Annotated in this window: 17 protein-coding genes, 3 tRNA genes and 3 pseudogenes; 17 read left to right on the top strand and 6 right to left on the bottom strand. The window is 68.2% G+C overall.

Translation table 11 applies throughout. The annotated features are described in order from the left end of the window. Positions 1–76 precede the first annotated feature (76 nt). The 3 genes from OZ403_RS28440 (at position 77) to OZ403_RS28450 (ending at position 407) form a co-directional block, all read left to right on the top strand. Positions 77–148, top strand: a tRNA-Val gene (locus tag OZ403_RS28440). A 15-nt stretch (positions 149–163) separates the two neighbouring features. Next, positions 164–240, top strand: a tRNA-Asp gene (locus OZ403_RS28445). 90 nt (positions 241–330) lie between these two features. Further along, positions 331–407: transfer RNA gene (locus tag OZ403_RS28450), tRNA-Asp, on the top strand. A 65-nt stretch (positions 408–472) separates the two neighbouring features. Here OZ403_RS28450 and OZ403_RS28455 read toward each other — a convergent pair. Continuing rightward, positions 473–792 (bottom strand): annotated as a pseudogene (locus OZ403_RS28455) (tyrosine-type recombinase/integrase); the annotation flags it as partial. A gap of 9 nt (positions 793–801) precedes the next feature. On the opposite strand from OZ403_RS28455, the pseudogene OZ403_RS28465 reads away from it, so the two are divergent. Together OZ403_RS28465 and OZ403_RS39525 are read left to right on the top strand one after the other, a co-directional pair. Further along, a pseudogene (locus OZ403_RS28465) lies at positions 802–1,229 on the top strand (FAD-binding protein); the annotation flags it as partial. 24 nt (positions 1,230–1,253) lie between these two features. Then, positions 1,254–1,813, top strand: a pseudogene (locus OZ403_RS39525) (SDR family NAD(P)-dependent oxidoreductase). Between the two features lie 183 nt (positions 1,814–1,996). Here OZ403_RS39525 and OZ403_RS28480 read toward each other — a convergent pair. Together OZ403_RS28480 and OZ403_RS28485 are read right to left on the bottom strand one after the other, a co-directional pair. After that, entirely contained in the window at positions 1,997–3,037 is a 1,041-nt protein-coding gene (locus OZ403_RS28480; protein ID WP_174258910.1) for an MBL fold metallo-hydrolase, read from the bottom strand. A gap of 195 nt (positions 3,038–3,232) precedes the next feature. Continuing rightward, the gene (locus tag OZ403_RS28485) at positions 3,233–3,529 is read right to left on the bottom strand and encodes a hypothetical protein (RefSeq protein WP_268784936.1); all 297 of its coding nucleotides are present in this window, start codon (positions 3,527–3,529) and stop codon (positions 3,233–3,235) included. On the opposite strand from OZ403_RS28485, the gene OZ403_RS28490 reads away from it, so the two are divergent. From OZ403_RS28490 to OZ403_RS28500, 3 genes are all read left to right on the top strand, one after another. After that, positions 3,473–3,676: a hypothetical protein gene (locus OZ403_RS28490; protein WP_268784909.1), complete on the top strand. Its 204-nt coding sequence runs from the start codon at positions 3,473–3,475 to the stop codon at positions 3,674–3,676. The two genes, OZ403_RS28485 and OZ403_RS28490, sit on opposite strands and share 57 nt — an antisense overlap. Positions 3,677–3,931: 255 nt before the next feature. Then, positions 3,932–5,269 carry a cytochrome B6 gene (locus OZ403_RS28495; protein WP_268782251.1) on the top strand — a complete coding sequence of 446 codons (1,338 nt, stop codon included), beginning with the start codon at positions 3,932–3,934 and terminating at the stop codon, positions 5,267–5,269. Positions 5,270–5,813: 544 nt separating this feature from the next. Then, on the top strand, positions 5,814–7,019 hold the full coding sequence (locus OZ403_RS28500; protein ID WP_442929817.1) for an IS701 family transposase: 1,206 nt from the start codon (positions 5,814–5,816) through the stop codon (positions 7,017–7,019). Between the two features lie 182 nt (positions 7,020–7,201). On the opposite strand, the gene OZ403_RS28505 is transcribed toward OZ403_RS28500, so the two are convergent. Continuing rightward, positions 7,202–8,170 (bottom strand): DUF6624 domain-containing protein, encoded by a 969-nt coding sequence (locus OZ403_RS28505; RefSeq protein WP_140856425.1) that lies wholly within the window; start codon positions 8,168–8,170, stop codon positions 7,202–7,204. Between the two features lie 335 nt (positions 8,171–8,505). Between OZ403_RS28505 and OZ403_RS28510 the strand changes: the two genes are divergently transcribed. The 4 genes from OZ403_RS28510 (at position 8,506) to OZ403_RS28525 (ending at position 12,469) form a co-directional block, all read left to right on the top strand. Next, entirely contained in the window at positions 8,506–9,759 is a 1,254-nt protein-coding gene (locus tag OZ403_RS28510) for a hypothetical protein (protein ID WP_268782252.1), read from the top strand. A gap of 116 nt (positions 9,760–9,875) precedes the next feature. Then, positions 9,876–10,292, top strand: a complete 417-nt coding sequence (locus OZ403_RS28515) for a DUF1801 domain-containing protein (RefSeq protein ID WP_268784910.1) — start codon at positions 9,876–9,878, stop codon at positions 10,290–10,292. Positions 10,293–10,341: 49 nt separating this feature from the next. Beyond that, positions 10,342–10,473: a hypothetical protein gene (locus tag OZ403_RS28520; protein WP_257792550.1), complete on the top strand. Its 132-nt coding sequence runs from the start codon at positions 10,342–10,344 to the stop codon at positions 10,471–10,473. Between the two features lie 331 nt (positions 10,474–10,804). Continuing rightward, positions 10,805–12,469, top strand: coding sequence for a hypothetical protein (locus OZ403_RS28525; protein WP_268782253.1), 1,665 nt, complete (start codon positions 10,805–10,807; stop codon positions 12,467–12,469). Here the strand turns inward: OZ403_RS28525 and OZ403_RS28530 are convergent. Then, the gene (locus tag OZ403_RS28530) at positions 12,466–12,627 is read right to left on the bottom strand and encodes a hypothetical protein (protein ID WP_237077493.1); all 162 of its coding nucleotides are present in this window, start codon (positions 12,625–12,627) and stop codon (positions 12,466–12,468) included. The two genes, OZ403_RS28525 and OZ403_RS28530, sit on opposite strands and share 4 nt — an antisense overlap. A gap of 311 nt (positions 12,628–12,938) precedes the next feature. On the opposite strand from OZ403_RS28530, the gene OZ403_RS28535 reads away from it, so the two are divergent. After that, positions 12,939–13,319, top strand: coding sequence for a winged helix-turn-helix domain-containing protein (locus OZ403_RS28535; protein ID WP_140876177.1), 381 nt, complete (start codon positions 12,939–12,941; stop codon positions 13,317–13,319). Between the two features lie 3 nt (positions 13,320–13,322). On the opposite strand, the gene tnpC is transcribed toward OZ403_RS28535, so the two are convergent. Further along, positions 13,323–14,705 (bottom strand): IS66 family transposase, encoded by a 1,383-nt coding sequence (gene tnpC / locus OZ403_RS28540; protein ID WP_268782254.1) that lies wholly within the window; start codon positions 14,703–14,705, stop codon positions 13,323–13,325. 458 nt (positions 14,706–15,163) lie between these two features. Between tnpC and OZ403_RS28545 the strand changes: the two genes are divergently transcribed. The 4 genes from OZ403_RS28545 (at position 15,164) to OZ403_RS28560 (ending at position 19,920) form a co-directional block, all read left to right on the top strand. Beyond that, positions 15,164–17,155 carry a S8 family serine peptidase gene (locus OZ403_RS28545; protein ID WP_268782255.1) on the top strand — a complete coding sequence of 664 codons (1,992 nt, stop codon included), beginning with the start codon at positions 15,164–15,166 and terminating at the stop codon, positions 17,153–17,155. Positions 17,156–17,631: 476 nt separating this feature from the next. Further along, positions 17,632–18,321, top strand: a complete 690-nt coding sequence (locus OZ403_RS28550) for a phosphoribosyltransferase (RefSeq protein ID WP_140876719.1) — start codon at positions 17,632–17,634, stop codon at positions 18,319–18,321. A 202-nt stretch (positions 18,322–18,523) separates the two neighbouring features. Continuing rightward, positions 18,524–18,700: an FmdB family zinc ribbon protein gene (locus OZ403_RS28555; RefSeq protein ID WP_011555386.1), complete on the top strand. Its 177-nt coding sequence runs from the start codon at positions 18,524–18,526 to the stop codon at positions 18,698–18,700. An 89-nt stretch (positions 18,701–18,789) separates the two neighbouring features. After that, on the top strand, positions 18,790–19,920 hold the full coding sequence (locus OZ403_RS28560; protein ID WP_268782256.1) for a CapA family protein: 1,131 nt from the start codon (positions 18,790–18,792) through the stop codon (positions 19,918–19,920). Position 19,921: the final 1 nt, after the last annotated feature.

Here is a 19,921-nt window from a genome sequence, read left to right on the forward strand (position 1 = left end):
TGCTGAAGCGTATGCTTGACAGTGTCGGATGAGGCCGATAAAAGCCGGCCTCACCGAAGCGCGGCGGACGCCTGACGGGCGGATAGCTCAGCGGTAGAGCGGCGCCCTTACAAGGCGATGGTCACAGGTTCAATCCCTGTTCCGCCCACTGTTGTACCGATGTGGGGAGTTAGTTCAGTTGGTTAGAACGCCGGCCTGTCACGCCGGAGGCCACGGGTTCAAGTCCCGTACTCCTCGCCAATAAGAAGGGCCCGGAATCGCAAGGTTCCGGGCCCTTCGCCTTTTAGTGAGAGGCTCGGGTTTTGGCCCTGCCGCTCGCAGCCCCCATCTGGGGAGTTAGTTCAGTTGGTTAGAACGCCGGCCTGTCACGCCGGAGGCCACGGGTTCAAGTCCCGTACTCCTCGCCATTGAGAGCCCAGCAATCCTCAGGGGTTGCTGGGCTTTTCTTTTTCCTCCGTCTCCCTATGTGCCCTCAGTGTGCCCCTCCGGCGTCGTTGGCCGGAGCGGCGTGGAACTGGAGGGGTACCGGCCGGTCGAGTTGCTGCACCGCGCTCTCACGCGGCCTCCGGCGCGAGGTGAGCGTACCGCATCGTCATTTCGATGGTGGCGTGGCCCATCAGCTCCTGGATGACCTTGAGTGGGACACCCCGCATGGCGAGGTGGCTGCCCGTAGGTGTGGCGCAGGTCGTGCCAGGTGATGCGCCCCTGCTCGCGGCTGATGCCCGCCCGGCCCACCGCCCGCGATAGCCGGTGCTCCGTCATGCTCGCGGTGAGCGACTGGCCGTCCGGCTGCGGGCGATTACCGCGCGCGACGCGCTGAAGGAAATCCTGGAGCGCAGCTCGCGCGGCGGACCGCCCAGCTTCCTCTCGGTGCTGAAGACGTTCGGTGGCATTCCCTCACCGGGGTGGCTGTCCTTCCCACGCGAGGCGTGACGCTGGCCATGGACTTCGCCAACCGCGGCGAGAAGACATGGAAGTTGGTGGAGGACCTGGACCGGCTGACGCGGCAGGCGGGCGGCGCGGTGTACCCGGCGAAGGACTCGCGGATGAGCCCGGAGAACTTCGCGGCGTACTTCCCGCAGCGCGACCGCTTCATGCAGTACGTGGACCCGTCGTTCTCCTCGTCGTTCTGGCGGCGGGTGAACCCGGTGTCCCTGCCCTTCTCCCTGGCCGCGGAGCGGTGTGCGTCGGCGGCGCCCCCGCCACAGTCCCTGCTTGCCCTCCGCTGACCTTCCTTCCGAGATTCGCTCCCCATGAAGAAAGTGCTCGTCCTCGGCTCCACCAGCGCCATTGCCCAGGCGACGGTGCGGCTCCTGGCCGCGCGCGGAGCCTCGCTGTACCTCACCGGCCGCAACGCGGCGAACCTCGACGCGGTGACGATGGACGCCGCCACGCGCGGCGCGGCGAAGGTGGCGTCGCAGGTGGTGGACCTGAACGACTTCGACACCCACGAGGCGCAGAAGGCCGGCACGCTGGTGGTGATTTCATCGGTGGCGGGCGACCGCGGCCGGCAGAGCAACTACGTGTACGGCGCGTCGAAGGGCGCGCTCAACGTCTTCCTCCAGGCCTGCGCAACCGGATGGCGAAGTCCAACGTGGCGGTGGTGACGGTGAAGCCGGGCTTCGTCGACACGCCGATGACGGCGCACCTGCCGAAGAACAAGCTCTTCGCCTCGCCGGAGAAGGTGGCGCGCGGACTGCTGAGCGCCGCGGACGCGAGGAAGAACGAAGTCTACGTCCCCGGCATCTGGGCGCTCATCATGCTCATCATCCGGACCATTCCGGAGACCCTGTTCAAGCGCACGAAGCTCTGAGCGCGCAGGGACTCCGGCGCGACTTGTCAGCGCGCTCTGCCATCCCCACACGGCGGGCTGGACCGAGTGGGGCACCTATGGGGAAGAGGCCCCCCTCGGCCGCGTGGAGCCTCGCGCGGCGGTTGGGCTTTCGCTTCGCCTTCGCCTGCCTGGTCCTCGACTCCGCCCCCTTCAATCGCTGACTCAGTCCAGCGGGGGCACGTCCCGGCCCTCGCCGAAGCCCAGGGCCCAGAAGCGTGGCCGGATGGGCTCGCGCGCCAGCAGCCACAGCAGGTGGTACTTCGCCTCGTCCTGGCCATCCGTCGCGAGCGCGAAGGTGCCGTAGTGCATGGCCACCGACGTGGACGAGCGCAGCACCTTGTGCGCCTGGAGGGCTTCCACCGGCCCCATGTGGATCGGACGGAAGGAGGTGGGCCGGTAGGCACCAATGGGCAGCACCGACAGCCGCATGGGCCCGAAGCGCTCGGCCATCATCGCGAAGTGGGGACCGAAGCCCGTGTCTCCAGCGAAGAAGACGGGCCCGCCGGACGTGGAGAGGACGTAGCCCGCCCAGAGCGTCGCCGCGATGTCGGTGAGCCCGCGATTGGAGCTGTGCCGCGCCGGCACCGCCGTCACCGTGCGGCCCGGAGCCACCTCCGTGGACTGCCACCAGTCCAACTCCACCACCTGGCGGAAGCCCTCGTCGTCCAGCAGCGCCTTGTTGCCCAGGCCCACGATGAAGCGCGGATGGTGCGCCTCCTCCAGGCGCCGCAGCGTCGGCAGGTCCATGTGGTCATAGTGGTTGTGGCTCACCACGACCACGTCGATGGGTGGCAGGTCCTCGAAGCGGATGCCCGGAGGCCGCACGCGCCTGGGGCCGATGAAGGACACCGGGCTCGGACGGTCCGAATAGATGGGGTCCGTCAGCATGTTGAGCCCATCCGCCTGGACCAACACGGTGGCGTGGTTGATGAACGTCACCCGGAGCTGTCCCGGCCCCACGCGCTCCGGAGGCGGCTTTCCTGGAGGAGACTCCTCGTAGTCCCGCCAGGAACCCCGAGGAGGCCCATTTCGCAGCGCCTCCATGATCTCCTCCGGACTCAGGGGCTTGACGGGCTCCAGGTTCTGGAAGTGCCTACCGTCGAAGTGCTCCGTCACCGGTCCCTGGTGACGCGGGCCGGCGAAGAGACAGCCTCCGAGCCACGGAACCCCCAACAGCAACAACACCGATGCGAGCCTCGACATGCGTGTGGCGCTCCATGCAAGACACCGCGGAAACCAACCCGCGCGGCCCGGGCCCGCGTCCGTGTGCCAGTCCAACAGTGGACTGGGTTCAGGTCCGGCCGGCAACCTGGAATGCGCACACCAGAAGCGGTGCACCGCCGGTGTCACGCGACGGTGACGGTGCGCGAACTCCCAGGCGGCCACCGCCCCCCGTGCTCACGTCACGAGGCCGTGCAGGATACGCTCGAACAGCCAGGGCGTCTTCCCCAGCAGCCGCACCACGGGGCGGCGAAGCCAGGGCCGTCGCGCCAGCATGAGCAGCGCGCCCGTCGACCGGGCGTACTTGCCGAAGACACGCTGGAAGCACCGGCTTGAGGGAGCGTGCGCACGCAGGGCGGAGGGCCCCTGACGCGCACATGTCAGGAGGGCCTGCTGTGGCTCACCTGCGAAGGGGACGTGAAGGACCACGTGCTGCGACAGGGCGACACCCTGCACCTGACGCGCGCCGGACACGTGGTGGTCCAGGCACTGAGCGCCTCTCGCTTCTGCCTGGCACGACGTGCCTCCGTGCGCGCCGTGCACACCGCCGGCCCAGGGACACGAGGCCCCTGTCCGGTAGGGAGGACGAGGACACACCCCCGAACGCCCCCGATGCCGTGAGCGGAGACGGAGACCGCCGCCGCTTCGCGCGCGTGCGGCCCCCGGCTGCGCAGGCGTGGACCAGCGCCAACGTATGAACTGGCCAACGGTTCGCCCCCGGTTCGGACAAACACCCGCCGCAATTGAATACCTTGCCTGAACAGCAGGGCACCATTCCGGGCGAAGTCAGACCCAAGGAGGAATTGCATGAAGCCGCAGGGGGGAATCCCACACATCGCTGTCGCAGTCATGGGCCTTTTCATGATGGACACAGGCATGTCCCACGCCCAGGAAGTGCAGCTGCGGGGCAGCACCAGCTACATGCCCGTGGCCCAGACGGAGCCCTTCGCTGACGTCATGGCGCGGATGAAGGCGGAGAAGCCCAAAATCACCGCGCGCCACCAGCAGCTCCTCGAACACCGCTATGACCTGGGGAACCGTCCGGCCCGGGGCGTCACCATGTCCCGGGGGAAAGCCGTCCAGGAAGGCGTGCGGGTGAAGCTCCCGCAGGGCGTGACCTGGGAGTCCCTCGCCGCCATGAGCCCGGAGGCGATTCGAGACAGGGGGCTCTTCCCCGCGGGCTTCATGCCATTGCCCCACCCGAATCATCCGGAAGGCGGCATGGTCTTCCCCAAGTTCCACATCGATGAAATCAAGCGGCAGGAAGGGAGGGACCTCACACGGTTCGACCTCGACTTCGACCTGCCGGACCACCTGCTGCCGGAGTTCCCGCCGCCCATCTTCCTCACCACGCGCCCGGACCTGGGGGATGTCTCGCAGGGGAAGCTGGTGACCATCATGAACGTCCAGGAGCTGTTCAACGGCCTCCTGAATCCGAAGCAACTGGAAGGCCTCCGGCTGCTCGTCACGCCCTTTCCCCAGCAGCAGTTCAATCAGACCGCCGACCGCCGCTCCGAGCTGCCCGGCCGGGGCGTGAGCTGCTTCGACTGTCACGTCAACGGCCACTCCAATGGCGCCACGCACCTGGTGGGCGACATCCGGCCCCAGGAGTTCCGCCACCGCATCGATACGCCGACGCTCCGCGGGGTGAACATCCAGCGCCTGTTCGGCTCACAGCGGGCCCTGAAGACCGTGGAGGACTTCACCGAGTTCGAGCAGCGCGCGGCGTACTTCGATGGCGACCCGGTCATCGCGACAAAGAAAGGGGTCAACATCCTCGAGCGGGGCAGCCAGGTACACTTCATGGCGGAGGTCCAGGCTCTCCTCGACTTCCCGCCGGCCCCCAAGCTCCGCTTCGACGGGAAGCTGGACCCGAAGAAGGCCACCCAGCAGGAGATGCGCGGACAGACGCTCTTCTTCGGCAAGGCGCAGTGCTCCGTGTGCCACCTCCCGCCGTATTACACAGACAACCTGATGCACAACCTGCAGGCGGAGCGCTTCTACAAGCCCCGGCTGGTGAACGGCGCGGTGATGGGCTCCGATGGCCCCATCAAGACGTTCCCCCTGCGAGGCATCAAGGACTCTCCGCCCTATCTCCATGATGGGCGGCTCATGACGCTGGAGGACACGGTGGAGTTCTTCAACCTCGTGCTGGAGACCCGGCTCAACGCGCAGGAGAAGAAGGACCTGGTTGCGTTCATGCGCACGCTCTGACGCGCGCGCGGCAAGCCTGCCTCGGGCGCATGAGCGGCACCCTCCCGCCGAGCCACACGTGGCTGGGCGGGAGGGCGCCGCGAGACTCCGCCGATCCAGCACGAATCCCCGCTCTCCCATCCGTCAGGGGCGCGGCACATCCTTGCGCCCCGTAGCGGCATCGCCGTTCCAGTCCCTGCCTGTCGTTGGCATGCAGGTGCGTGTTGGCGTGCAGGGAGAATCCCTCCAGCAAGGCGCACCGCGCGCTGCTTGTTGGGAGGGGGCCGGACGTCCACCTCCGTCCAGCGCAGCCGTTGCTGGCGCGCAAGCGTCTCGTGCCCGCGAAGCATTGCAGGACAGCAGATGCAAGCATTTGCCGGAGGGGCCCTTCAAAGTTCGTGAATGACGCAGCGCCTGGCGGCCGCACCACTCGGCGCGGCCGCCATTAGCACTACTGCGTCAGGGGTAGGCCGAAGGGGGAGTGTGCGACGGAGGGCTGGGCGGGTAGGCTCTCATTGCATCGGCCGCCATCCGCCCCACTCATGAAGCAGGTATGGACTCCTTCATGAACGCCGCCGCGGTGCAGCGGCTTGAGAGGTATTTCCAGCAAATCGGCGAGGTCCTCGGCGAGGAGAGCCGGCGCGGCTCGTTCGCCCTCTACGCCATGGGCCTGCTGGGGGATGGGGAGCGCAAGAGCGTGGAGCCCATCGCCGCCCGCGCGTGTCCGAACCCCGAGCGGGTGGATGCCATGCACCAGCGGTTGTTGCACTTCGCCGTGGACTCGAGGTGGAGCGACCGGGACGTGCGGCGCGAGGCGTCGAGGTACGCGCTGGAGGCGATGACGCGGCGGGAGTCGGTGGAAGCATGGATTGTGGACGACACGGGCTTTCTCAAGCAGGGCAAGCACTCGGTGGGCGTCCAGCGGCAGTACACCGGCTCGGCGGGGAAGGTGGCCAACTGCCAGATTGGCGTCAGCCTCAGCGTGACCACTCGTACCGAGCACCTGCCCGTCGACTTCGAGCTGTACCTCCCCGAGTGCTGGGCCAACGACGAGGCGCGTCGCCGTGAGGCCCGCATCCCCGCCGAGGTTTCCTTCAGGACGAAGCCCCAACTGGCGCTGCGAATGATTGAGCGGGCCGTGGAGGACGGGGTGGCTCCGGGCGTCCTCCTGGCGGACAGCGCCTACGGCAACTCCAGCGGCTTCCGTGCGCGACTTCGCGCACTGGGCTTGCATTACGCAGTCGCGGTGTCTGCGCAGACGACCGTCGGCCTCCTGGATGCGAAGGGCCGTCCCCGAAAGGACGCGCGAAGTGTTTCGGACCTGGCCTGGCGCATTCATGAACGAGGCGGCTTCCGACGGTGCACCTGGCGCCAGGGCACGCAAGAAGCCTTGTCGGCACGCTTTGCCCTACGCCGCGTCGTCGCCGCGGGCGTCCACCAGCGAGAGCAGGAGCCCCTGGGGCTGCTCATCGAGTGGCGAGACAGTGAGCCCGAGCCCGCCAATTACTTCCTGATATCCCTGCCAGAGGGCCGGACGAAGAAGCAGCTCATCCGTCTGGTGATGCAGCGATGGAGAACCGAACGCGTCTACGAAGACCTCAAGGGGGAACTGGGTTTGGACCATTACGAAGGCCGCCGTTTCCCCGGCTGGCATCACCATGTTTCCGTCGCGCTGTGTTGCTACGCCTTCCTCGTGGCGGAACGCACGCGGCGTTTTCCCCCCTCGGCCCGAAGGGCGGCTGAAGCCCACACGCAGTCACTCTCGGCCTGAGCGCCACTTCCGCGACAGCTTCATCACCGCACGGCTCGCTATGGCTCGGGTGATTGCCAACTGGTTGCCGCGCTGCCCCACCTGCCACCGCACCAACCACCACCACCGCACCTCACGTCGCCTACCCGGCCTCCCCGTCCACCCCTCGGGCCCCTGACGCAGTAGTGTTAGCCCCCCGCGGCTCAGGGCTTCTGCTGGGTGGCGGCGGCCTTCATCCGCTCGAAGGCCGCGATGTATTCCTCCAGCGTATCGAGCCCCACGGCGGCGCGCCGCTCGTTCACCTTCTCGGGGTCCTCCAGCGCCTTGGGCACCGTCTTTCCATCCACCTCCTCCAACTGGGTGGCGTAGCGCTGCGGCTTGCCGGTATTCACCAGCACCCGGTCCGTGAGGTACGCGAGGTCCTTCGCGGAGCCCTCCCCTCGCGCCACGGACTTCTCCAGCATCGGAAGGACCTCGCTCTGGAAGGCCACATCCTGGTCCGCGTGCTGCACCAGCAACCACGCGGCGAAGGTACCGCGCCGGCCCACCAGGGCGCTTCCCGGCCAGCCCTGCTTCGCGATGACGCCCTTGAGCCAGGTGGTGTTGCGCGCATCGACGTCCATCATCTTCGCCTTGGCGGCCTCATCCTGGAAGTTCGATGCGACGAGGGCACTGCGCGCCGCCTGGTCCTCGTCCATGCGCTTGAGCAACTCGTCCCGCAGCACAGGGTCCGCGGCCTCGTACTGCTTCGCCTCGGCGGCGATGACTCGCTGCTCCAGCGCCGCGTAGCCGGGCAGGCTCCGGACGTTGCTCAGGTCAGGGTCCTTCTGGAGGTGCTTCGCGTCATCGAAGCCTTCCTCCACGGCGCGCTCCAGCCAGACCAGCGCCTCCTCGCGCTCCGCCAGCAAGGACGCCGCGCAGGCCGCGTTGTAGGCTAGGTTCCTGCTGCGCACCCCGCCTTCCCAAGCGCTTCGGAACAGGGGAAGGGCGCGCGCGTTGTCGCCCTTCATGGCCAGTCCGGATGCCTCGGAGGCAGCCGCTTTCGCCTCAGGCGTGGCGACGGGCTTTGGCGCCGCGGGCTTCGTTGCCGAGGCGGCTTCCGGCGCGGCGCCACCACCGTGGGCACATGCAACCAGGTTCAGCGCGGCAAGCAGGGCGATGATGCGACGCATGACACTCCAGGGGTATGGGGATGGACGATGGCGCTCCAAGCACGTCCTCGGAGCGCCAGCGGGCTGGCAGTGTAGGCAATCTCTTCAAGACTCCAAACGCCCAGGCGTACCGTTCAATCCGGTCTGAAACCGTCTTCCCGCGCGAGCAGGTTGCGATTGCCTCGCGTCGATTCGTCTCCATACCTCTCTACACGCGGTTCTTCTCCCTGGCTGTCACCCCACGCACTCCGAGCGACGCGGGAGCGGCACGGGCTTCGCCGTGCCGGCCGTCCGGCTCGCTCCGTGCTATAGGCCGCACCGCTCGGCGGCACGCACCCGAGGGGGAAAAACAGAGGATGTCTGAGCGGCACATTGAGATGTTCTGGCGTTGTTCGAGCTGCAACCACCGCAACCTCGGCCGCTACATGGTGTGCCAGGGCTGCAAGAACGCCAAGGACGGCAGCGAGCAGTATGAGATGCCGGAGGACACCGCGTCCGCCGTCACGGTGACCGACGAGGCCCTGCTGAGGATGGCCACCGCCGGTCCCAACTGGCGATGCGCCTATTGCGAGAGCGACCAGCGGGCCCTGGACGGCGGCTGCAAGCACTGCGGCGCGTCCGCCGTCGAAGGCTCGATTCCCGCCGAGCCCACGCGCCCCACGCCAGACGCGAAAAAGGGGGCGAAGAGCAACAGGCGCCTGGGCTGCTACATCCTCTTCATCATCGCGTTCTTCGGCTGCTGCTGTCCCATGTGGATGTCCTCCGGCAAGAAGGGGACCGCCTCCGCGACGGCGGCGACGGCGGCCACGACAGCGCCCAAGACGGAGCCGGAGAGGACGCGGACGCTCCAGGTCAAGGAGGTCTCCTGGGAGCACACGGTGAGCGTGGAGCGCTACCGCCTGGTGGATGACGAGGGCTTCGAGGAGGACCGGCCAGAAGGCGCCCTCCTGGTGAAGGCACAGGGCAAGCGCCACCACCATGACGACCAGGTGCTCGCCGGCTACACGACCGTCCACTACACGGAGCGCGTCCAGCGGGGCTTCACCACGGAGACCTACCGCGCCAAGGAGGCTTGCGGTGAGGACTGCACCACGACGCCCAAGAAGTGCAGCGAGCAGTGCACCAGCAACAGGAACGGCTTCGCGACCTGCAAGACGACCTGCACCGGAGGAGGTCGGAGCTGCACCACCCGGTACTGCTCCGTGACGAAGAAGCGCAAGGAGCCGCGCTACGTGGACGAGCAGCGCTCACGCCAGGAGCCGCGCTACCGGAGCGTGCCGCGCCAGGCGACCTGGTACACCTGGAAGGAGTGGCGCTGGATGCACGACCGGGACGTGAAGGCGAACGGCACCACGCTCGAGGCGCGCTGGCCCACCGACGCCGAGCTGCGGCCCGCCAAGGCCTTAGGCAAGGGCGAGAAGGAACGAAACGCGCGCGACGCGCGGTACAGCGTGGTCTTCCACGGCGACGACCAGCCCGCCATCACCTACCCCCCCGAAACACTCGAGGAGTTCCAGCGCTTCGCGCCCGGCAGCACGCACACCCTTCAGCAGGAGCAGGGCAAGGTCTCCGTCGTGACCCAGACGCCCCCGGCGCAGGCCACCCCGTGACCTGCGTGCCGCTCTCAAACGCGAAGTGAAATCGCGGGCCACTCCATGCCGGAACGGCTCGAAGGCGCTCCGGTTGACCGCGCGTGCTCCTGATTCCTACGTCCCATCGGAGTGCTATCGGGACGAGTCAACCCAAGACAGATGGCGAGTCGGCCTCGACGCTCATCAGCGACAGGATCGCCGAGCTGGGTGACTGGCGAGGCGAGGCGCTCGCCAGGGTGCGTGCCCTCATCAAGGAGGCTGTCCCGGATGTCGTGGAGGAATGGAAGTGGCGGGGCACCCCGGTCTGGTCCCACGGAGGAGTCCTCTGCATGGGTGAGGCATACAAGTCGGCCGTGAAGGTGACCTTCTTCAAGGGCGCTTCCCTGGAAGATCCTTCAAAGCTCTTCAACTCGAGCCTTGAAGGCAATGTCAGGCGCGCCAACGACATTCACGAGGGTGAGGAGTTTGACGCGAAGGCGTTCAACGCCCTCATCCGCGCCGCCGCCGCGCTCAATACCGCTGGCGGAAAGAAGCCCAGGAAGCCGGCGTGAGCCTTCCGGGGCGGCCCTCTCACGGCACCTTGCGTCCAGGCTCTACTCGGTGAAGGTGCCTCCCGAGTCGCACTTCGTGGCCTTCGACGTGAATGGCGCCTACGAGAATGGCGCGCTCACCGGGCACGGGTACGCCACCTACTGCCCTTCGCTCGACTCGTTCAAGAGCACGCGCAAGTGACCGCGGTCCGACTCGCCTGACGGTGAGTCGGGTCTGCCCGGGCCCTCAGCAAGAGGGCCTGGGCCCGCCCTTCGGTGGGAGCGTCCCGCTGGTCGATGCTCTCATCGCATGGTCGCGCCACGCCCCCCCCTGTGGATGACGCTCCAGAAGAGCGCCCTGGCGGCCAACCGGGCCCACACAGAGGATGCGCTGCTGCCGCTCCACATGCCGGTACTCGCGGACTGACGACGACCCACCTGGTGCCTCAGCATTCCAGTGCGATACACCCCGCGAGGTCCGTGTCGCGAGTTCCCGCGCCTGAACCGTCCAAACCGAGGGGAGCCAATCCAACATGGCCTTCACGACCGCTCCTCTCCGTGCGCTCGGCATCGTTCTGGTGACGACGCGCGCGCTGGCGGCCACGCCCCCGGCTGCGCCCACACCTCGTGCGCTCGTGTTCGCCCAGAATCCCGTCCGGACCCCTGTTCCCAGCGAGCAGGAGCTCCCGCTTCCCCCCTCGGGGAGACGACTGGCGCATCCATGGATCGAGGCACTGTCCTGTGTCGTCCCCGAAGCCCATCCGCTTCCACCGGAGGACGCGCGCTTTCCTCCTGAGCGCGTCTGCTCTCTCCAGTCCACCGCCCGGCCTGATGCGCGCGGCCTCTTCGCCACACCGCCCCGCCAGGACGTGGACGGGTCCTCTCCGGATGCCTTCGCGGAGGCCTCGCTCTTCTTCCACGCGGCAGCGACCTTGAACTACTTCCGTTCCCTCGGGTGGGAGCGCCCCTGGCCTGACGAGAAGCCGCCGCTCCGGCTCGTGGCGGACGTGCGGATGCCCTCACGGGACGGCAAGGTCCTCCTCCCGTGGGGCGATGCGCTCTTCGTGCCCGCCGCCGAGGGGGATGCGCGCGCGCACGACACCATCTGGTTCGGACGGGGCCCCGGGGTGAACCTCGCCTATGACGGCGACACCATCGCGCATGAGGTGACCCATGCGCTCCTGGAGCCCTTCCTGCCACGGAGCGCCTGGCGGCTCGACACATTCGGCGCCGACGGCTCGCCTGGCGCCATCGATGAGGGACTCGCGGACTACTTCGCCGCCGCAATCTCGGGAGACCCCTTCCTCGGAGAATACGCCGTGCGGGCTGCCGAACCCTGGCGCTCGCGCAACATCCACACGCTGGCCCGCTGCCCCGAGGCACTCGTGGGACAGCGCCACACCGACGCCCTGCTCCTGTCCTCCGCGCTCTGGGCCCTCCGCGAGCCCGCGAGCCCGTCCCAGCGTGGGGCCCTGGACCGCGCCGTGCTCACCACGCTCCAGACCTTCCAGCCCGCCTCCGAGCTGTCCCTGGAGCGCTTCCTGGAAGCACTTGTCACCAGGCTCACCCGGGAGGCCCCCGAGCTCGCCCGCTCCGCCCAGGAGACGTTCTCCCGCCGGGGCCTCCTTCCCGCCTGCCCGCGCGTGCTCGAGTTGGAGCCGGGGCAAAGCCTTGGAGGGAGCGCTGGAGCCTTCGTGGCTCCTGGCGGGCGCTCCCTGCGGATGAAGGGACTGGCGCCCGGCCTCCTCCAGTTCCATACCCGTGTCCCGCCGGGGACCACGGCCGTGTCCCTGCGTTTCAGGAGCGGCGCCCCCCGGCCCCCACCGGGGCAGGAGCTGACGCCATTCCACCCCGTGGTCCTCGCCAGGCGCCACCGCCCTCTTCAGTGGCGCCATGACGGCCCCCAAAGCCACTCCGACGCGGACATCACGACGGTCCCACTGCCCGGGGTGTCGAGAAGCGCACGCATCGAAACAGAGGGAGCCTCCGACGTCTTCCTCCAACTCGCCAACGCGGGGGAGCTGGATGGCTGGTACGACCACCTCTCCCTCGAATTCGAGAGTGGCCCTCCCGCGCCAGCCGCCCCGCCAGAGCCAGCGCCCCGCCTCCCATCTTCCTTCTGGGGATGGATGGGAGGCGCGGGCGCTGGCCTGGGAGCCTGGCTCTGGCGGAGGCGACGAAGGTCGCCGAGCGCCTAGCGGCAACTCCTGTCGAGCACGTAGCCGACGTACATGGAGGTGTTCGCGCTATCCACCACGAGCCCGCGGAGATAGCCGTTTGCGCCACAGCCGAAGGAGTACTCGGGCAGGTTGCCCACCGTGCAGCCAGCGTTCTTTCCGCCCACCCTGGGCATCACGGTGAGCTTCCCCGTCTGGAGATTCCGGCACGACAGCACAATCGTCGACAGGTTTTGCGCACTGCACCAGGTCTGATTGGGCGCTCCACTGGCCCAACCGTTGATTCCGGTGACCTTCTGGACGACTTCACCGGCTGCGCAGTCCTGGGTGAAGGAGTCACCATTCGTGCCCCCAATCGCGGGGGCAGATCAGTCATCGCCTCTGATTGAAGCGCAACCGCCGGCGTAAACCACAGGCAGCCTCGCCCATTCATGAGTAACCGTTCAGGGGTGGTGTTGAGGCCCTCGTCGCGGTGTGCAACCCGTAGCGGATGCGCACGAAAACCCCTGCGACGCTGGAAGCGAAGATTGAAAGACTGGTCCGCGAGCACCTGGTGGCGCAGCAACTCTTGGTGAAGGCGGCGGTGGAGCGCGCATTCTCAGCGCTGACTGCCTCTCCAGACGTGGCGACGCAGCGGCGAAGGACGAGAGTCCGGCGGCCATCGAGCGCGGTCGCCGACCTCGCGGAGCGGTTGCTCGAAGCCGTACAGGCGTGCCCTGGAGAGACGATGGCTGTCCTTGCCGCTCGCATGGGCGAGAAGGCTCGGGCACTTCATCGGCCGATGATGCGCTTGAAGAAGGAGGGCCGTGTGCGCAGCGCCGGTGAGCGAAACGCGACGCGGTACTTCCCGATGGGAAAGAAGGCCGCGTAGCGCTCAGAGCGCGGCGAAGAGCGAGGGCGGGGGCATCCCCGTCCTGGCGGCGGTGCAGCAGTCCGTCAGGAATTCGAGCACATTCTTTTCCTGCTTGCGGGCGGTGTGCGCCACCGTCATCACCCTCTCGGCGAAGAGGTTCCCTCGGGTGCTCTGGGTGCCGAAGCTTCGCTTGCGCCACAGCACGAAGGCCCGCAGCTCGCGCTCCGCGTGGTTGTTGGTGGGCTCGACTCCGTCCCTGTCAACGAAAGTCCACAGCGCCGCGCGGTGCTCGAGGATGTCCTCACAGGAGCCGGAGACGTGCGGCAGCTTCGCGGCCACCGCGCGCTCAAGCAGGGCTTCCACCTGCGTGCGCACCGGGGCCATGCGTTCGCGCAGCGTGTCCCGCTGCAACTCGCCGCTGCGCAGTCGTCCCCAATAGTCGAAGAGGATGCCGATGTAGTCGAGCAACTCGCGCCCAATCGCTCCGGCTGGCCCGTCGCGCTCCGAGAAGGAAACGGCCTTCCTCAAGAGGTGGGCCCAGCACACCTGCCGCGCTTCCATGGCCCAGAAGTTCAACGCGGTGGCGCGGTCGCTGACGAGGACGCCGAGCTTCAGGCCGAAAAGAGGCGCGAGCGTCCGCGACTTGCCGTCCGTCAGAATTTTGAAGACGGTGGCCATTGACGAGGCGATGGTCCACAGCGTGCGCGCCAGGCCGGCCTCAAGCCACTGGGTGCCGTCCGTGTGCTTCACCGGCGCCAACAACACCCGGGACCAGGCCTCGTCCACCGCGGGCTTCACCGCCTCGCTGACGCGCGCCTCGACGGCGCTCACCGCCCCCAGCGAAATGTCGATGCCCAGCACATCCCCCAGAAGCCTCACCGCCGAGCGCCGACTCAGGTGGTAGACGCCCGTCAAAAGGCCAACGACGGCGGACAGCCGCGGGCCGAAGGGCGACGTCGGAATCGGAGCGGTGCTTGCCCATGTCTCATGCTTGCACCTGGGGCACTCCACGCCATGGCGCACCCACTGCGTGACGTGGGCCTTGAGCGGCGGCAATTCCACGGACTGGTAGCGCCGCACCCGCGTGCCGCCTTCGGGCGAAAGGGGCGCCCAGCAATTCTCACACGCGGACGGGAAGAGGTGCTTGAACTCGCTCACCTTCTCCTCGGCAACAAGCGCGCGTGTCAGGCCTTTGTGTCCCGGCTGACCACCGCGCTTCTTCTCACTCCCGCTCTGCCTGCGCCGCTCGGCCTTCTGCCCCGGCGTATCGCTCGACGGTGGCCGGTTCGAGTTGCCCGAATTCCGCCGCAACTGCTCCCGCAGCTCCTGCACCAGTCGAGTCAGCTCCTCGACCTGACGCTCAAGCTCCGCGATGCGCGCATCCTTGGGGTCGACCTCGGCCACGACATGCCGTGTCTCATGTCCCTTGCCGCGTCAGCGAGCGACAAGCCTCCCGCCGGCTGCTGGCCTGCTCCTTCTTCAACCGCCCATCTCCCCTGAACGCTTACATTCATGAGTTCGGTCACCGCACGCGACACGGCCCGAACTTCGTGTTCTCGATGTGCCCTCATCATAACGTAGGCCCTGCAGCCGGGGGCCCCGACCTGGGCCTGCAGCCCCGTCCAGTGCATCAACCGCACAGACAGAGTGATGACCGCGCGCCTCGCTCACTCTCGAGAAGACACGTCGAACGACGGGGGAACGGCGGTGTTTCTCACGGGAATGCTCAGAGACCTGAGGAAAGTGGCCCTCCGGATTGATCAATCCCGCCCCCCGTGGCGTCCAAGCGGGCGCACCATGACGCCGCCCTCGCACAGGCATGACGCCTCCGCGAGAGGCGTCCCACCTCAGGCCCACGCCCCATGTGGAAACTCCATCTCGTCCCGCTTCTGTGTCTGCTCACCATCACTACCAGTTGCACCGAGCCGCCCGCTCCCCTCGCCCATGCGGCCCCGCGCCAGCGCCCCATTCCGAACCGATACATCGTCGTGCTCCGCCCGGAGGCCCGCTCCCCATCCCAGGGGCCCCAGAAGACGCGGGAGCACGTGTCGAACCTCGCCAAGACGCATGGCGCGAAGGTGCTCCACACCTATGAGCATGCGCTCCAGGGCTTCTCGGCGGAGCTGGACGACGCGCGCTTGGAGGCGCTGCGCGCCGACGAGCGCGTAGCCTTCATCGAGCAGGATGCATGGGTGCGCCCGCTCGCCACGGCGGAGACGGTGGCGTGGGGCCTGGACCGCGTGGACCAGGAGGACCTGCCCCTGGATGGTCTCTATCGCCCGGCGCTGAGCGGCACGGGTGTCCACGCGTACGTGCTCGACACGGGCATCCGCTCCACGCATGCCGAGTTCCAGGGACGCCTGGGCGAGGGCTTCGACGCGGTGGACCCCGACGGTGGCGCGGAGGACTGCGACGGGCACGGCACCCACGTCGCGGGCATCCTCGGTGGCACTACCTGGGGCGTGGCCCGGGCCGTGACGCTGCATCCCGTGCGCATCCTGAACTGTGACGGAGAAGGCCCCCTGTCGGGCATCATCGCCGGCATCGACTGGGTCGCCGCCCATCACCAGTCCCCCGCGGTCGCCAACCTGAGCATCGGGCTGGAGGTCTCGGAGGCGCTGGACCAGGCGGTCCGCAACGTCGTGGCCGCCGGCGTCACCGCCGTGGTGGCCGCGGGCAACTTCGGCGTCAGCGCGTGCGACGAGTCTCCTGCTCGCGCGGCGGAAGCCCTCACCGTGGGCGCCACCAACGTGGAGGACTCCCGCGCGTCATTCTCGAATCACGGCCCCTGCGTCGACCTGTACGCGCCGGGCGAGGACATTCGCTCCGCCGGCATCGCCAACGACACGGCAAGCGAGGTCTTCTCCGGTACCTCCATGGCCACCCCTCACGTCGCCGGCGCCGCCGCGCTCTACCTGGAGCTCCACCCCACCGCCACCCCGGCCCAGGTGATGGACGCGCTCGCGGGCGCCGCCATCTCGGGCCGCGTGAAGAACGCCGGGCCGGGCTCCCCCGACCTGCTGCTCCAGGCGGGCTTCCGCCGCTCGACGGGGGACGTCCACCGCCCCTGGGCACACGCCGTAACGCCCTTCCCCTGGAGCACCGTGCGCGCCACCTCACGTGTGCGGGTGCTCGCCTGGGACGATGCGGCGGTCCGGCGCGTGGACCTCTGGGTCAACGGCCTCCTGCGCGCCAGTGACGACACCCACCCCTTCGAGCTCGACTGGGACACCCGGGAAGAGCTCAACGGCCCGGCCACCCTGGAGGTCCGCGCCTACGACACCGCGCTCAAGGCATGGCGCGCCGCGCCCATGACGGTGACGGTGCGCAACCCCGACATCGCCGACTTCGATTCGACGCTCCAGGCGCCCCGCTGCGCCACCCTCGCGTTCGCGTGCGACACCGGCGTGCTCGTGCGCGGCATGGGAACCGTGGGGCCAGAGCGCCATGCGCCCAACACGCTCGGTGCGAGCTGTGCGGATGGCATCGATGGCACCTACCTCATCACCGCGACGCTGGAGGGGCTGCGCGTCTCCAGCCAGGACGGCGGCCCTCTCACCGCCGGCAAGCCGGTGAAACTCACCGCGACCGCCTTCGGCTTCGTGCCCTTCCTGGAAGCGGTGGACCTCTTCCACGCGCCCGACGCGCGCAGCCCCCAATGGACGCATGTCGCCCGGCTCCCGCTCGAAGTGACAGGGGCGCAGGAGCTATCCACCACCTTCACGCTGCCAGAGGGAGGGCTCCAGGCGATTCGCGGCACCCTCGGCACCCATCCCACCCAGGTCAGCTGCGCCCCGGGAGCCTGGACAGACCACGACGACCTCGTCTTCCCCGTGGCCCCCTCGAGTCGCTGAAGGCCCACGGCAGCGCGCCGTTGTCGCCAGTAGGAGCGCGTCGTGTCCCCGCGTCGCGGGAAGAGTGAATTTCGTGGGTCTCCGGCGCTGGATGAACGGTCCCCTGTTCCACGATCGACCTCCCCCGCTGGGTGGGCGTGTCCTTCAACGTGGCGGCACACCGCCGACGGCGCAACGCGCACAGGGTGACCAGACGCCCCTGCTCACGGCCGCCTCCAGCCCGGGGATCGGGTGACTGCCTCGCTCGGGCGTTCCCACCTTGAACTGACATCACGTGCAGAGCCCGACGCTGGGATTCGGTCCACCAGGAGCGCCTGTCGCTCCGCGCGCCCAGGACGCAATGCAGCGTGCGCCCTCCCACGAGGTCCAGAGCTCCAAGCCCCTCACCGGACCACCCGGCCCCCAGGGCCTCGGACATCGACAGGCATCGGTGGACAGGTGCCCCGGCCATGCTTCTCTTGATCGCAGGGGGTGCCATGTCCTTCGAGGATCGTGTCGATGCGGGCCGGCGGCTCGCCCAGTTGCTGCGCGAGCGTGGCTACACGGGTGAAGGCACGCTCGTCCTGGCGTTGCCCCGCGGGGGTGTACCTGTGGCCTTTGAGGTGGCAACAGCACTGGGCGCACCGCTGGACGTCTGGGTGGTCCGCAAGGTCGGTGTGCCGGGCTACGAGGAACTGGGCCTCGGCGCGGTCGCGGAAGGCGGTGTCGCGTTCGTCAACCGGAGGCTGATGGCCGAGGTGGGCGTCACCGAGGCGGACCTGCAAGGCCTCGTCCGTCAGAAGAAGGATGAAGTGAAGGTCCGGGTGGCGCGCTTCCGCCAGGGCATCGGGGCGCCTCGAATCGAAGGCCAGCGCATCATCCTGGTGGACGACGGCATCGCGACGGGAGGTACCGTCCGAGCGGCCATCCAGGCGCTCCGCATGCACCGGCCCGGCAGCATCATCCTCGCGGTCCCCGTCGCGGCATCCCAGACGCTCGCAGAGCTCGCCCCCCTGGCGGATGACGTGGTGTGCGTGCTTTCAACGCCGTCGCTGTATGCCATTGGCCAGTGGTACGCCGACTTCCAGCAGGTTCCAGATGAAGCGGTCGCGACGCTACTGACACAGGCCCGGCTCACCCTCGGTCACGACCGTCACGCGCCGCCCGGCGACACGGCCCACTCCTGACCGGGCGCCCCGAAGCATCAGCGAGCAACCACCACCCGGGCCGCGATATCCCTGTCTCACAGGAGCCCACCGGGCGCAGTTCATCCCGGCCCTCCGAAAGAGCCGCCGTTCCGGCGCAGGGATGGCAGCTTGAGCCCTGCCGTGCATCACGCTCCATCCCCACCCTTCACAGGAGGCCACCAGGCCCGAGCAGGAGCGAGTGATGCCCGTCTACGAGTTCTACTGCCGCAAGTGTAAGGAGCCCTTCACCGAAATCATGAGCGTCAAGGAGCACGATGAGCGAACGCCCAAGTGCCCACGCTGCCAGGAGACGAAGGAGGTGGAGAAGCGCATCTCCACCGTTCATACCGTGACCACCAAGAAGTGGCTGACGCTCTGACGCTCTCCCGGGCTTGCTCCGCGCCGCACCTGTGGCGGAGGTCCGACTCACGATGATTCCGGATACGCCGGACAGGGAGCGGAGCGCCAATGGCTCGACGCCTTCGGGGGAAGGTGCTCACCCTCCTGCTATGCGGAGATGTGATGACGGGCCGGGGCATCGACCAGGTCCTGCCCCACCCTGCTCCGCCGGGCCTCCACGAGGACTACCTGAAGGATGCGCGGGACTACGTCCGGCTGGCAGAGGAACGCAATGGCCCCATCCGGACGCCCGTCGGCTTCGGTGAGCTCTGGGGTGACGCGCTCGACGAGATGGAGCGAGCCGCTCCGGATGTTCGAATCATCAACCTGGAGACGAGCGTCACCACAAGCGAGGCGTGGTGGCCAGACAAGGGCATCCATTATCGCATGCACCCGGAGAACGCGGCTTGCCTTACAGCAGCCCGGATCGATTGCTGCGCGCTGGCGAACAACCACGTGCTGGACTGGGGCTATCCAGGGCTCCTCGAAACGCTGGCTACCCTCCGGCGCCTGGGCATCGCCACCGCGGGGCTCGGGGAGGACCAGGAGCGAGCACGGCGGCCGGCCATCCTGGATGTGACCGGGGGCCGGGTCGCCGTGTTTTCGTTCGGTGATAGCAGCAGCGGAATCCCACCCGTCTGGGCCGCGACGGAAGACCGGCCCGGCGTGGATCTGCTGCCAGCGCTGTCACCCACCGCAGTGCGGCAACTGGGCGAGCGCGTCGCGGCCGTCAAACGCCCGGGCGACATCGTCGTTGCCTCCATTCACTGGGGCGGCAACTGGGGCTATGCAGTGCCGGACGCGCAGCGGGCCTTCGCGCGAGCGCTCATCGATGAGGCCGGCGTCGACATCATCCATGGCCACTCGTCGCACCACCCCCGCGGCATCGAGGTCCACCGGGGCCACCTCATCCTCTACGGCTGCGGAGACTTCCTGAACGACTATGAGGGAATCTCTGGCCACACGGCCTTCCGTCCAGACCTGACGCTGCTGTACCTGGCGTCCATCGCCCCGGCCACCGGTCAGCTGACGGGCCTCCGCATGCTCCCGATGCAGCTGCGCCAACTCCGTCCCCATCATGCCTCACGACAGGACGCTGAGTGGCTGGGCGGCGTCCTGGACCGGCAGGGGCGGGACCTTGGGACCCGCACGCGGCTGGCATCAGACGGCAACGGTGCGCTCGTCCTTCAGTGGACGTGAG

Source organism: Myxococcus sp. NMCA1, assembly GCF_026810205.1.
Taxonomy (GTDB): Bacteria; Myxococcota; Myxococcia; order Myxococcales; family Myxococcaceae; genus Myxococcus; species Myxococcus xanthus_A.

Excerpts from the sequence above, each read along its gene's own strand:
- OZ403_RS28480 (WP_174258910.1), bottom strand. The coding sequence starts at position 3,037 with ATGTCGAGGCTCGCATCGGTGTTGTTGCTGTTGGGGGTTCCGTGGCTC.
- OZ403_RS28495 (WP_268782251.1), top strand. The coding sequence starts at position 3,932 with ATGTCCCACGCCCAGGAAGTGCAGCTGCGGGGCAGCACCAGCTACATG.
- OZ403_RS28500 (WP_442929817.1), top strand. The coding sequence starts at position 5,814 with ATGAACGCCGCCGCGGTGCAGCGGCTTGAGAGGTATTTCCAGCAAATC.
- OZ403_RS28505 (WP_140856425.1), bottom strand. The coding sequence starts at position 8,170 with ATGCGTCGCATCATCGCCCTGCTTGCCGCGCTGAACCTGGTTGCATGT.
- OZ403_RS28510 (WP_268782252.1), top strand. The coding sequence starts at position 8,506 with ATGTCTGAGCGGCACATTGAGATGTTCTGGCGTTGTTCGAGCTGCAAC.
- OZ403_RS28525 (WP_268782253.1), top strand. The coding sequence starts at position 10,805 with ATGGCCTTCACGACCGCTCCTCTCCGTGCGCTCGGCATCGTTCTGGTG.
- OZ403_RS28535 (WP_140876177.1), top strand. The coding sequence starts at position 12,939 with ATGCGCACGAAAACCCCTGCGACGCTGGAAGCGAAGATTGAAAGACTG.
- OZ403_RS28545 (WP_268782255.1), top strand. The coding sequence starts at position 15,164 with ATGTGGAAACTCCATCTCGTCCCGCTTCTGTGTCTGCTCACCATCACT.
- OZ403_RS28550 (WP_140876719.1), top strand. The coding sequence starts at position 17,632 with ATGTCCTTCGAGGATCGTGTCGATGCGGGCCGGCGGCTCGCCCAGTTG.
- OZ403_RS28555 (WP_011555386.1), top strand. The coding sequence starts at position 18,524 with ATGCCCGTCTACGAGTTCTACTGCCGCAAGTGTAAGGAGCCCTTCACC.
- OZ403_RS28560 (WP_268782256.1), top strand. The coding sequence starts at position 18,790 with ATGGCTCGACGCCTTCGGGGGAAGGTGCTCACCCTCCTGCTATGCGGA.